The following is a 13,352-nucleotide window of genomic DNA, read 5'->3' on the forward strand; positions in this document are numbered from 1 at the left end:
CCGCCGGAACGCAGCCCACCCCGCCGCCGCCGGCGGCACCGCCGTCGGCCGGCGCGCCGGGCGCGGTCCACGGCGGTGCGGCTGTGCTGCCCGCGGCCGGCTCCGCCCACGGCGGTGCCCCGGTTCACGCGCCCACCGCTCCCCCGGCAGGCGCGGCCGGTGACGGCAGAGCCCACGGCGGCACGCCGGCAGGTACCGCCGGTGCGGCCGCTGCGGGAGGCGGGCAGCCCGCCGCGTACGACGGCCCGGCCGCCCCCGGGGAGGCACCGCGGGCGCAGGGCACGGTGCCCGGCCCCGCGGACGGCGGCCACGACCGGGCCGCCGCCCGGGCCGAGGGCGGGGACGCGCGTCCCGCCGCCGGGCAGGAGGGCGCCCCGATGCGCTACGACACCCCCCGGTCCGGGGACTTCGAGCTGGCCGCCCCCCGGCCGGGCACGGCGGTCGCCGTGGACCCGAGGACCGCGCAGCCCCTGCCGGCGCCCGCCCCCGCGGCCGGCGGCAAGCTGTGCGTGGCCTGCCGGGCCGGCCGCGTGGACACCGACGGGTACTGCGAGAACTGCGGCCACGCGCAGCCGCGCGAGCGTGACCACATGGAGCAGGAGCTCGGTTCGGTCGCCGCCGTCAGCGACCGCGGTCTGCGCCACCACCGCAACGAGGACGCGTTCGCGGTCTCGTCGACGGCCCTCCCCGACGGGTCGCCCGCCGTGGTCGCCGTCGTCTGCGACGGCGTGTCCTCGGCGACCCGCCCCGACGAGGCGTCCGCCGCCGCCGCGCGGGCCGCCAACGAGCAACTGCTGGCCGCCCTGCCGCGCGGCACCCACCCGCAGCAGGCGATGCGCGAGGCGATCGTCGCGGCCTCCGAGGCGGTCAACGCCCTGGCCACCGACGACACCGAGCCGGAATCCGGCCGCCACCGGAACGCCCCCGCCTGCACGATCGTCGGCGCGGTCTCGGCCGGCGGTCTGCTGGTCGTCGGCTGGGTCGGCGACAGCCGCGCCTACTGGGTCCCCGACGACCGCAGCGGGCCGTCGGCCCGGCTGACCGAGGACGACTCGTGGGCGGCCCAGATGGTCGCCGCGGGTCTGATGAACGAGGCGGAGGCGTACGCGGACGAGCGCGCCCACGCGATCACCGGCTGGCTCGGGGCGGACTCCTACGAACTGGACCCGCACACCCAGTCGTTCAAGCCGGACCGCCCCGGTGTGGTCGTGGTCTGCACGGACGGATTGTGGAACTACGCCGAGGGCGCCGAGGACATGGCCCGGGTGGTGCCCGGCGACGCGGCGCAGCGGCCCCTGCACAGCGCGCAGATGCTGGTCGGTCACGCGCTCGACGGCGGCGGCCACGACAACGTGACGGTGGCGGTGCTCCCGTTCGCCGTGCCGGCCGGCGAACCGGCGCCGCCGGCCCCCGCGACGCCGTAGTCCGAGGCCCCCGGCGCCGGCCGCCGGGGGCCTCGGCCGGCGTCGTACCGCCCCGCACCTCTGCCCCGATGGAGCCTCAAGGAGCCGATCAGATGGCCGTTTTCTCCAAGTCCCAGGTGCCGCAGTTCTCCGTCGACGTCTACCAGAACGCCTACCTCCCGGAGGGCGGCCGCGAGGTCAACGCGATCGTCACGGTGACCTCCACCGGCGGCGGCACGACCGGCGGGGTGCCGCTGCTGGGCGCGACCTCGGCGCCCTCGGCGATGCCGGGGCAGGCGGCGCCCTCGGCGGGCGTGGTGCTGATGGTCGACTGCTCCGGTTCGATGGACTATCCGCCCACGAAGATGCGCAACGCGCGGGACGCGACCGCCGCCGCCATCGACACCCTGCGCGACGGGGTCGCGTTCGCCGTGGTCGCGGGCACCCACAAGGCGGCCGAGGTCTATCCCGGCGGCGGCCGGCTCGCGGTCGCCGACCCGGCGACACGCGCGCAGGCCAAGGACGCCCTGCGCCGGCTGACCGCGGGCGGCGGGACCGCGATCGGCACCTGGCTCCGGCTCGCGGACCGGCTGCTCGCCTCCGCGGACCTGACCATCCGGCACGGCATCCTGCTCACCGACGGCCGCAACGAGCACGAGTCGCCCGAGGAGCTGCGGGCGGCCCTCGACGCCTGCGCCGGCCGCTTCACCTGCGACGCGCGCGGCGTGGGCACGGACTGGGAGGTCAAGGAGGTCACCGGCATCGCGTCCGCGCTGCTGGGCACCGCCGACATCGTCGCCGATCCGAGCGGACTCGCCGCGGACTTCACGTCGATGATGGAGAAGGCGATGGGCAAGGAGGTCGCGGACGTGGCACTGCGGCTGTGGACGCCCGTCGGCGTGGAGATCGTCTTCGTGAAGCAGGTCGCGCCCACCGTGGAGGACCTCACCGGGCGGCGCACCGAGGCCGGCCCGCGGGCGGGCGACTACCCCACCGGGTCGTGGGGCGACGAGTCCCGCGACTACCACGTCTGCGTACGGGTCCCCGAGGCCGGTGTGGGACAGGAGATGCTCGCGGCCCGGGTCTCGCTGATCGTCCCGGCCGCGGGCGGCGGCGCTCCGGAGGTCCTGTCCCAGGGACTGGTCAGGGCGGTGTGGACGGACGATCTCGCCGCCTCGACGGCGATCAACGCGCAGGTGGCGCACTACACGGGACAGGCGGAACTGGCCCAGGTCATCCAGCAGGGGCTGCAGGCACGCAAATCGGGTGACATCGGAGGAGCGACGGCCAAACTGGGCCGCGCCGTGCAGCTGGCGGCCCGTTCCGGCAACGAGGACACTGCGAAACTGCTTTCGAAGGTGGTGGACGTGGTCGACGTGGCGACGGGTACTGTGCGACTGAAGGCGAAGGTCGCGGACGCGGACGAGATGACGCTCGAGACGCGCTCCACCAAGACCGTCCGCGTGAAGAAGTAGCGCGCGACAGCACGCACGAGCAGACGCGAAACGGCCCCCGGGCCGGAGAAGGAGAGGGGGAAGCGCCGACATGCCGACCTGCCCGAACGGACACCAGTCGGGTTCCGACGACTGGTGCGAGGTCTGTGGCCACCGCATGGCCGGCCCCGGCGCCGGAGCCGTACCGCCTCCTCCCCCGCCGCCCCCCGCCTACGGCTACCCCGGACCGGGTGGCGACGGCTACCCGGGCCCGGGCGGCGACGGCCCCGGAGGGTTCGGCGCCGATCCGCAGGCGACCGCGCAGGCCGAGCTCTGCCCGCAGTGCCGCACGCCGCGTGAGGCGATGGCGCCCTTCTGCGAGGAGTGCCGGTACAACTTCCTGACGCAGACGGCCACTTCCTACACACCGATCGCGCCGCCGCCGCAGCCGGGCCTCAATCTGCCGCCCGGCTTCCAGGCGCAGCCCGGTCCGCCGCCCGGACCCCCGCGTGATCCCTTCGACTACCAGGGCTCGCGTCCGTCGCAGATGAACCGGCCCGCGGAGCCGCTGAGCCACGATCCGTCCCAGGGCCCCGGTCCCGGCCACGGTCAGGGCCCGATGCACGGTTCCGGCCAGGGCGCGGGACCGATGCAGGGACCCGGCCCCGGTCAAGGTCAAGGTCAGGGCCCCGGCCCGATGCAGGGCCCGGGCGGGCAGCAGCCCCCGCAGGGGTTCCCGCCGCCCGTGCCGTCGGCGTTCCAGCAGGGCGGCCCCCCGGCTCCGCCGGCGTTCCCGCAGCCCTCGCCGCCCGCGCCGCCGCAGCACACCGGTGGTGACGACTGGATGCTGTCACCCCCGTCGCGCACCCAGTCGCCCCCGCCCCCGGCCGGGCCACAGGCGCCCCAGGGCCCGCAGAGCCCTTCGCCGTTCGGGCAGCAGCCGCCGCCCCCGCACCAGGGCCCTCCGCCGCACCAGGGGCCGCCGCAGGGCGGACCGCACGGGATGCCGCAGGGGCAGCAGCCGCCGCCGTTCCCGTCCCAGGCGCAGGCACCGGCCGGCTGGACCGCCGTGATCGCGCCCGACCGCGACTACTTCATGGCGATGATGCAGCGCAGCGGCCCGGAGGCGACCGGACTGAACCTGCCCGCCTACTCGCCGGAGCAGCGGCTTCCGCTCTCCGGCAACCAGGTCAGCATCGGCCGCCGCCGGCACTCGACCGGCGAGTCCCCGGACATCGACCTGTCGGTGCCCCCGGAGGACCCGGGCGTCTCGCACCAGCACGCGGTGCTGGTGCAGCAGCCGGACGGCAGCTGGGCGGTGGTCGACCAGAACTCCACCAACGGCACCACGCTCAACGGCGCCGAGGAGCCGATCCAGCCCTACGTGCCGATCCCGCTCCAGGACGGTGACCGGGTGCACGTGGGCGCCTGGACGACGATCACCGTCCGCCGAGGCTGACGGTCCCGGTACGACGGGCCGGGGGCGTCACGCCTCCGGCCCGCCGAGCGGCCAGACGTACGGGCCCTCCGGGTCGTCCAGCCAGGCCCATTGCCGTCCGCCGCGGACGGTGACCCCGAACCGGTCCCGCTGCGGCCGGTGTTCGCGTTCCCACAGGGACAGCGCCTCACGCGGGTCGAGGCTGTCGGCCGTCAGCGTCAGCAGGAAGCGGAAGAGCTCGTTCTCGATCGCCCGCCGCGGCAGTCCGCCCGCGCTGCTCTCGGGCACCCCCATGCCCCCGCGCAGCGGCACGAAGTAGGCGGAGGTCCGCAGGAAGCGCCCCTCGGCGCTCGGCCGTCCGTCGGTGTCGGAACCCACCCGCAGGGCCATCAGTCCGGTGGACAGCGGGGCGACGATACGGGCGCCCGGACGGCACTGGGCGGGCCAGTCGGGGGGCACCGACGGCAGCGTGCAGGTGGCGACGACGGCGTCGAACGGCGCCCGCTCGGGGCAGCCGCGCGCGCCGTCGCCCGTGACCACGAAGGGCCGGTGACCGGCCTCGGCCAGGTGGGACCTGGCCGACTCGGTGATGTCCGGGTCCAGGTCCACGGTGGTGACGGCGTCGTCGCCGAGCCGGTGCGCGAGCAGGGCCGCGTTGTAGCCGGTGCCCGCGCCGATCTCCAGCACGGTGTCCCCGTCCGCGAGTTCGAGCGCGTCGAGCATCACCGCCATCAGGGACGGCTGGCTCGACGACGTCACCAGCGCGCCGTCGCGCAGGCGGGTGGCCAGCGGGCCGTCCTCGTACGCCCCGTCGAGCCAGCGGGCCCGCCGCTCCGGGTCGGGGTCCTCCCGCCAGAGCCGTTCGTAGACGCCTGCCTCGACCACGAAGTAGCTGGGGACGAACAGGTGCCGCGGCACCTGTTCGAACGCCGCCCGCCAGGCGGGGTCCGCCAGCCCTCCCCCGCGGACGATCTCGCGCACCATGGCGGCCCGCGCCTCGGCCCCGGGTCCGGCGAAGGGATCCGCTCCGGCCCCGGGGCGCGGACCGGGCGGCGGCTCCGTGTGTGCAGCCATGTCTCCACTCTGCTTCGCCCCGGCATCCGTGGCGAGCCGCGGGCAGCGGTCCCGCATCCGGCACGGGCGGCGGGCACCGCGGAAGCGGGGCGGCCGCCCCGGGCCACCCGTGCCGCCCCGGGCCACGCGTGCCGCCCCGGGTGCCGCCCCGGGCCACCCGGGGCGGCACTCGGCCGGAATACAGGGGTCCTAGGGCCTCCGGCCTCGGCCGGGGTGTCTGAGACGATGGACGGGTGAACGAGATTCCGCGCGGGACGCTTCAGGAGCAGACCTTCTACGAGCAGGTCGGCGGCGAGGACACCTTTCGACGCCTCGTCCACCGGTTCTACCAGGGCGTCGCCGACGACCCGCTGCTGCGGCCGATGTACCCGGAGGAGGACCTCGGTCCCGCCGAGGAGCGGCTGGTGCTCTTCCTGATGCAGTACTGGGGCGGGCCGCGGACCTACAGCGACAACCGCGGGCATCCGCGCCTGCGGATGCGCCACGCCCCGTTCACCGTCGACCGGGCGGCGCACGACGCCTGGCTGAAGCACATGCGGACGGCGGTGGACGAGCTGGGGCTCTCCGCCGAGCACGAGCACCAGCTGTGGAGCTACCTCACCTACGCCGCCGCCTCGATGGTCAACACCCCGGACCAGTAACCGCCTTCTCACCCAGCGCTCCCGGAGCCACACATTCCGGTCATCGCACGCCGGATAACGGTCACGATCGGGTCAAGGTCGTCCGGCAAGCGGTTACCCCCGACCGGTGTCCTCTGAAAGCATCCCGGGAGGATTCAGGGGCGGCCCGCCCGGCTGATCCGGCCGTACCGGCCGGAGGGAGCGGGCCGGGGTGGGGGACGAGTGACGGGGTTCGTACTGCTGCGCGTCAGGGCGCACGGACTGCTGCTGGCCGCGGCGCTGCTCGCCGTCGTGCTGACGACCTGCGTGCTGTCCGCACTCGCCGCCTTCTCCGGATCGGTCGGTGACGCGGCCCTGCGCCACACCCTCGGCACCCGGGAGGCGGCCGGCGCCGCCCTCACCGTCGCCGCGCGGACCCCCGCCGAGCGGCGCGAGGCCGCCGACGCGGCCGTCGCCCGCGGCGCCGCCGCCGCCTTCGACGGCCTGCCGGTCACCGTGCGCAAGCTGGAGCGGTCGGGCGCGTACGCGCTGCCGCGCTCGCTGCAGAGCCCCGAGGCGCGCAAGGGCGAGCCCGATCTCACGCATTTCGCCGCCCTGGACCCCGCACAGGTCGACACGGTGGCCGGACGGCTGCCGGCACCGGCCGGCGCCGGCGGTCCCGTGCAGGTGGCCCTGCCGGAGGCGGCCGCGAAACTGCTGGACCTGACCGTGGGCGCGCGGCTCGAACTGACCGACCGGCTCACCGAGAAGCCGCTCACCGCCGAGGTCGTGGGCGTGTACCGGGCCGCCGACCCGGCCGATCCCTACTGGCAGCTCGACCCGCTCGGCGGACGCGGGGTGCGCTCCGCCGTCTTCACCACGTACGGACCGCTGCTCGCCGACCCGGGGCTGCTGGCGTCGGGCCGCACGGGGGCGGGCGACTCCGCCTGGATCGCCCGCGCCGACTTCCGCACGGTGACCGCCGACCGGATCGGCGCACTGCACGCGGCGTCCGTCGTCGGCCCCGAGGCGCTCGGCAAGGACGCCGCGTTCGCCGGGGCCGTGACGGTGCGCACGTCGCTGCCGACGGTCCTCGCCCAGAGCGAGCGGGCGCTGCTGGTGGCGCGTTCGACGCTGCTGATCGTCGCCGTGCAGCTGGTGGTGCTGGCCGGCTGCACCCTGTTGCTGGTGGCCCGGCTGCTGAGCAGTGAACGGGCCGGCGAGACCGGCCTGCTGCGGGCGCGCGGCGCCTCCCGGGGACGCATCGCCGCGCTCGCCTCGGTGGAGGCCCTGCTGCTGGCGCTGCCCGCCGCCCTGTGCGCCCCGCTGCTCGCAGGACCGCTGACCCGGCTGCTCGCCGGCCACTCCTCGCTGGACGACAGCGGCCTGCGGGTCGGTGACGCCCCGATGGCCCAGGTGTGGCTGGTGGCCGTCGCGGTGGCGGTGTGCTGCGCCGCTGCCGTCGTGGCCCCCGCCCTCGGCGCGGGTGGCGAGGGGCCGCGGCGCGGCCGTGGCCGCTCGCTGCCCGGACCGGTGCGCGCCGGCGCCGATCTCGGGCTGCTGGCCGTCGCGGCCGTCGCCTTCTGGCAGCTGGACCGGCAGACCGGGACGGCCGGCGGCGGGGCGCTGAGCGGCGACCGGGAGGGCGAGCTCGGCATCGACCCGCTGCTGGTCGTGGCGCCCGCGCTGGCACTGCTGGCGGGCACCGTGCTCACCCTGCGGCTGCTGCCGCCGGTCGCCCGGCTCGCCGAGCGGTGGGCGGCGGGCGGACGCGGTCTGCCGCTGGCGCTGGCCGGCTGGCAGTTCAGCCGGCGTCCGCTGCGCGGCGCGGGCCCGGTGCTGCTGCTGGTGCTGGCGGTGGCGATGGGCATGCTCGCGATCGGCCAGGGCGCGTCGTGGGACCGTTCGCAGGACGACCAGGCCGACTTCCGCTCCGGCACGTCGGTACGCGTGCTGGACACCGGCACGGCCGGACCGGGCGATGCCGGACGGTACGCCGCCCTGCCCGGCGTGCGGGCGGTGGCCCCCGCGGTGCGGTCCTCCGTCGGCCTGTCGGGGAACCGCACCGCGACGGTCCTCGCGCTGGACACGGCCGGCGCGGGCGACCGTCTGCTGATGCGCGGCGATCTCGCGGACGCGGACCCCGCCGGGGTGCTCCGCGTCCTGAAGCCCGCCGAGAACGGCCGCCCGGGGCTGCTGCTGCCCGAGGACGCCCGGCGCGCGGCCCTCGAACTGCGGCTCACCGCCGAGGGCGCCCGCGGCGGCGTGTCGCCGTCCGGGATGCGGATCCCGGTGGTGGCCGTGCTGGAGGACCGCTACGGGATCGCCCACCGGACGGCCGCGGGGACCGTCCCCGTCGACGGCCGGGTCCACTCGCTCGCCCTGGAGCTGGGCGCCACCGCGTCGGGCGGTCACGCCCCGCCGGCCGGGCCGCTCGCGCTGACCGGGATACGGCTGCTCGACACCCCGACCCCGCAGCGGGCCGAGAACCAGCGGCTGACCGTCGAACGCGTCCTGTCCGCCGGGGAGGACGGCGCCCTGCGTCCCGTCACCGGCGGCGCGGGGATCCGCTGGGAGGCGGTGTACCAGGAGAGCACCGGGACCGACGCCGGGGAACCGGTGCCGCTGCGGCCCGCGGCGACGGGCTCCGCCCCGCTGGGCGTCGCCTGGACCGCCGCCCCCGCGCCGTGGGGCACCGACGCGTGGGGCAGGGCGCTGACGGCGCCGGACTTCGGGGTCCGGGTCGACGCCGTCCGCCCGCCCGCGCCGCGGGAGATCCCGGCCGTGGTCACCGACGCGTTCCTGGACGCCTCCGGCGCGGCGCGCGGCGACCGCGTCGACCTCACCTTCGGCGGCCGGGACCTGCGGGTCACCGTCGCCGAAGTGGTCCGGCGGCTGCCGACCACGGGCACCGGCGCGGCCGCGGCGGCCCTCGACGGGACGGACCGGACCGCGGCCGCCGCCGCTGACGGCGGCGGGGTCCTGCTGGACCTGCGGACGGTCAACGCCGTCCTGGCCCAGGACGACAGCACCTCGCTGACGCCGTCCGAATGGTGGCTCGCCACCGCGCCGGGCCGGGCGGACGACGTCTCCGCGGCGCTGCGCGCGCTCCCGGACGCCGACGGCGCGCAGGTCCTCGTCCGTGACGAGACGGCCGCCGAGCTGCACGGCGACCCGCTGGGCGCCGGGCCCCGTTCGGCGCTCCTCGCGGTCGCCGTGGTGGCCGCCGCCCTGGCCGCCGTCGGCTTCGCGGTGAGCGCGGCCGGGTCGCTGCGCGAGCGGTCGTCGGAGTTCGCCGTGCTGCGGGCCCTCGGCACCCCGCGGCGCAGGCTCGCCCGGCTGATGGCCGCCGAGCAGGGGGTGCTGATCGGTGTCGCCCTGCTCGTCGGTGCGGCCCTGGGCACGGTGCTGACCCGGGCCGTCGTGCCGCTGATCGTGCTGACGGGGCAGGCGGCCCAGCCGGTGCCGGGGGTCCTGGTCGAACTGCCCGTGGGACGGGTGGCGCTGCTGCTCGCCGGAGTGGCGGCGCTGCCGCTGCTGATCGTCGCCGTCATCGCCCTGCGCCGCCCGGACCCCGCGGTGACACTGCGCCACCAGGGGGACAACTGACATGACCGGCCGACCCTCGACCCGCCCCGCGGGCGGCTCCCGGCGTCCGCGGCCCGTCGCGCCCTGGGTGCGGACCCGGCTGCGCACCGCGCCCGGCACGGCCGCCGCCTTCGGCGTCCTCGTGCTCCTGACGGCCTTCCTGGCCGCCGCGTTCCCGCGTGCCGTGGACGCGTACGAGAACCGCGGCCTGCGGCACACGGTCACCGACGCCCCCGCCACCCGCAGCGTGCTGGAGGTGTCGACCCCGGGCCCCGGCCTCACCGGATCCGAGGCAGCGCGCGAGGCGAGCCTGCGCTCCGGGCCGCTGGCCGAGGCGTACGAGACGGTGCTGGACGCGCTCGGCGGCCCGCTGCGCGCCGTGCCCGGGGAATCGGCGTTCGGCGTGCAGACCAGCGTGCCGCTGCCCGCCACGGACACCTGGCTGCCGCGCCCCGACGCGGTGCCGCCGCACATGACGCTGGCGGCACAGAGCGGGCTGGCCGAGCACGCCACGGTCACCGACGGGCGGCTGCCGCGGGCCGGCGGCGACGTCACCTCCCGCACCCGTGAGATCGAGGCGGCGGTCACCACGGCGACCGCGAGGACCCTCGGCGTCGAGACGGGCGCCGTGATCCACGTGGGCGAGGCGGGCGGGCCGCGGCTCGCGGTGCGCGTCACCGGCATCGTGGAGCCCCGCTCGCCGCAGGGCAGCTACTGGTCGTACAACGAGGTGCTGCGGGCGCCCGGCCTGGGCGCCACCACCGGGTCCCCGCCCAGCGTCTACTGGAAGGCCGCCCTCCTCATCGCCCCGGACGCGGCCCCCGCACTGCTGGGAACCCTGGGCGCGCCGCAGCCGTACTGGCGTGTCGCCCCGGCGACGGCCCACCTCACCGCCCAGGACGTGCCCGAGCTGACCGGGCGTCTCGCGGCACTGGAGGACGGCCCCGGCCTGATCCGGCTGAAGGACGGCATCGACGAGAACGCGGACGTCTCGACCGACCTGGACGGAGTCCTCGGCGACTTCGAGGCGATGCGGTCGGCGATCTCACCCGTCGTCGCCGTCGCCGCCTTCGGGATCGGCTCCGTCGCTGTCGTCGTGGTCGTCATGGCGGGCGGACTGTTCGCCGCCCGCCGCCGCACCGAGATCGCGCTGCTGCGCTCGCGCGGCGGATCGCTGGCGGGCATCGCCGGAAGGCTGCTCGCGGAGACCGCCGTCGTGGCGGTGCCCGCCGCCGCGCTCGGTCTGGCGCTCGCGGTGTCGGCCGTCGACGACGCCCGCTCCGGGCACGCCGTCGCGGCGGCCGCCGCGGTGGCCGCCGTCGCGTGCGCCGCGCTGCCCGTGCGGGCGGCCGTACGCCACCGGGTGCCGCTCGCGCACGGCGGCCGGGACGACCTGACACTGGCCCGGCCGGGACGCCGCCGCACCATCGCGGAGCTGACGCTGCTGGTCCTCGCCGTGGGCGCGGTGACCGCGCTGCGCCGCCGGGGCACGTCCGACGCCGGCGACCATCTCACCAGCGCGGCCCCCGTCCTGGTGGCCCTGATCGCCGCCCTCGTCCTGGTCCGGCTGTACCCGGTGCCGCTGCGCTGGGCCGCCCGGCCGGCGGCACGGCTGCGCGGCGCGGTCGGCTACCTCTCGCTCGCCCGGGCGGGCCGTTCGTCGGCCGTCGGGGCGCTGCCGCTGCTGGCGCTGCTGCTGGCGCTGGCCACGGCCGGATTCGGCGGTTCGGTGCTGGCCGGGGTGGACGACGCGCGGGCGCGGGCGGCGCTGCTGGCCACCGGCGCCGACGCCCGGGTGTCCGGCGAGGGCGACTCCGTCGCCCTGCCCGCGGACGCGGCCCGCGCGATCCGCGCGGTGCCCGGCGTCGGCTCGGTCACGGCGGTGCAGATCGAGCACGCGCTGACCCTGCCGGCCGCCGGCCGTCAGGCCGAGGCGCCCGCCGTCTCCCTCGTCGCGGTCGACCCCGCCGCCTACGCGTCGCTGACGCACCGGCTCGGGCTCGGCGCCTTCCCGGCCCGGGCGCTGCGGCCGGGCGGGGACCCGGACGTGCTGCGCGCCGTGGCCTCCCCCGGCGTCGCCAGGTGGCTGGGCAGCGGCCGGCACCGGATCGACGCGGTCGCGGGCACCTTCACCGTGGAGATCGCCGAGGTGCGGGAGCGGACGCCGGCCGTCGCGTCGAAGGAGTTCCTCGTCGTCGACGCCTCCCGGCTCGAACGCCGGGCCCCCTCGGCGCTGCTGGTGACCGGTGACCGTCCGGACGGCGCCGCGCTGCGGGCCGCCGCCCGGGAGCTCGGCGGGGACCTCACCGTACGGCTGCGCTCCGAGGCGCGTGCGGCCTTCACCGACTCGCCGCTCCAGGCCGGGGCGGAGCGCATCTACGCGGCGGCGATCGGGGCGGGGGCGGGTTACGCCGTGCTGGCGCTGATGCTGTCGCTGCTGCAGTCGGCGCCGGAGCGCAGCATGCTGCTCGCCCGGCTGCGCACCATGGGCCTGACCACCCGGCAGGGCAGGACGCTGCTGGGGCTGGAGGCGCTGCCGCCGGCGCTGCTCGCCGCGGCGGGCGGCGCGCTCGTCGGCTGGGCCACGATCGGGCTGCTGGCGCCGGGCGTCGACCTGGTGCGGCTGGCGCTGGCGGCGGCGCCGGGCGTCGCCCCCGTGGACGACGTGTCGCTGCGCGCCGACCCGTGGTCGCTGGCGGTGCCGGCGACGGCCGTCGTGCTGCTGGCCGGTGCCGTCGCCGGGGTGCAGGCCTGGTGGGCGGGGCGGCGCGGATCCGTCAGGGAACTCAGGGCAGGAGACATGCGATGACCGACACGACGCTGGAGGAGCTGGAGCGGCGTGTCGCCGCACGGCGCGACCGGCCCTCCTACGGGCACGACGCCCTGATCACGTGCGACCGGCTGGTCCGGGTGTTCTCCACGGACGGGGTCGAGGTGCAGGCCCTCCAGGGTCTCGACCTCCTCGTCAAGGAGGGGGAGCTGATGGCGCTGGTGGGCGCGTCGGGCAGCGGCAAGTCCACCCTGATGAACATCCTCGCCGGGCTCGACGTCCCCACGGCGGGCGCCGCCCGGGTCGCCGGCAGCGACCTGCTGACGATGGACTCCACGGCACGGCTGCGCTACCGGCGCGAGGTGGTGGGCTTCGTCTGGCAGCAGACCGCGCGCAACCTGCTGCCGTACCTGACCGCCGAGCAGAACGTCGCCCTGCCCATGCAGCTGCGCGGCCGGGGCGGCGGACGCGGGCGGCGGAAGGCGGAGCGCGCCCGGGAGCTGCTGTCCCTGCTCGGCGCCGCGGACTACGCCGACCGCAGGCCGGAGCAGCTGTCCGGCGGGCAGCAGCAGCGGGTGGCGATCGCGGTCGCGCTGGCGAACTCCCCGTCGGTGCTGCTCGCGGACGAGCCCACGGGCGAGCTGGACTCGGCGACCGGCGAGCAGGTCTTCGCCGCGTTCCGGCGGGCGAACGAGGAGCTGGGGACCACGATCGTGATCGTCACCCACGACCAGGCGGTCGCCGACGAGGTGCGCCGCACGGTGGCCATCCGCGACGGCCGTACGTCGTCCGAGGTCCTGCGGCGCACGCGGGTGGACGCCGCGACGGGGCAGGAGTCGGTGGTGGCCCGCGAGTACGCGATGCTGGACCGCGCCGGGCGCCTCCAGCTGCCCGCCGACTACACGGCTTCCCTCGGGATGCGCGACCGGGTGGCCCTGGAGCTGGAGTCCGACCACATCGGCGTCTGGCCTGACGACGAGGGAGCCTGAGGGGCTGCGCTCGGGGGCCTGCGCCGGGGTTCGTCGGGTGCGGGGCCCTGCCGGGCGG

The 13,352-nt window shown here is 77.1% G+C and carries 8 protein-coding genes; 7 read left to right on the top strand and 1 reads right to left on the bottom strand.

Features of this window, described 5'->3' with window-relative positions:
- From EAO77_RS02555 to EAO77_RS02565, 3 genes are all read left to right on the top strand, one after another.
- Positions 1-1,424, top strand: a 1,424-nt coding sequence (locus EAO77_RS02555; protein ID WP_410088204.1) for a PP2C family protein-serine/threonine phosphatase, incomplete at its 5' end; no start/stop codon positions are given.
- A 92-nt stretch (positions 1,425-1,516) separates the two neighbouring features.
- Complete coding sequence (locus tag EAO77_RS02560; RefSeq protein ID WP_147986502.1) at positions 1,517-2,878, top strand: vWA domain-containing protein; 1,362 nt, start codon at positions 1,517-1,519, stop codon at positions 2,876-2,878.
- Positions 2,879-2,948: 70 nt separating this feature from the next.
- Entirely contained in the window at positions 2,949-4,295 is a 1,347-nt protein-coding gene (locus EAO77_RS02565) for an FHA domain-containing protein (protein ID WP_147986503.1), read from the top strand.
- A 27-nt stretch (positions 4,296-4,322) separates the two neighbouring features.
- On the opposite strand, the gene EAO77_RS02570 is transcribed toward EAO77_RS02565, so the two are convergent.
- On the bottom strand, positions 4,323-5,348 hold the full coding sequence (locus EAO77_RS02570; protein WP_147986504.1) for a methyltransferase domain-containing protein: 1,026 nt from the start codon (positions 5,346-5,348) through the stop codon (positions 4,323-4,325).
- A gap of 233 nt (positions 5,349-5,581) precedes the next feature.
- On the opposite strand from EAO77_RS02570, the gene EAO77_RS02575 reads away from it, so the two are divergent.
- The 4 genes from EAO77_RS02575 (at position 5,582) to EAO77_RS02590 (ending at position 13,294) form a co-directional block, all read left to right on the top strand.
- Positions 5,582-5,989: a globin gene (locus EAO77_RS02575; RefSeq protein ID WP_147986505.1), complete on the top strand. Its 408-nt coding sequence runs from the start codon at positions 5,582-5,584 to the stop codon at positions 5,987-5,989.
- Between the two features lie 201 nt (positions 5,990-6,190).
- Positions 6,191-9,556, top strand: coding sequence for an ABC transporter permease (locus EAO77_RS02580; protein ID WP_147986506.1), 3,366 nt, complete (start codon positions 6,191-6,193; stop codon positions 9,554-9,556).
- Position 9,557: 1 nt separating this feature from the next.
- Positions 9,558-12,344, top strand: coding sequence for an FtsX-like permease family protein (locus EAO77_RS02585; protein ID WP_147986507.1), 2,787 nt, complete (start codon positions 9,558-9,560; stop codon positions 12,342-12,344).
- Positions 12,341-13,294, top strand: coding sequence for an ABC transporter ATP-binding protein (locus tag EAO77_RS02590; protein ID WP_147986508.1), 954 nt, complete (start codon positions 12,341-12,343; stop codon positions 13,292-13,294). Before EAO77_RS02585 ends, EAO77_RS02590 begins: the two co-directional genes overlap by 4 nt.
- Positions 13,295-13,352: the final 58 nt, after the last annotated feature.

This window comes from Streptomyces sp. T39 (genome assembly GCF_008042045.1).
Lineage (GTDB): Bacteria > Actinomycetota > Actinomycetes > Streptomycetales > Streptomycetaceae > Streptomyces.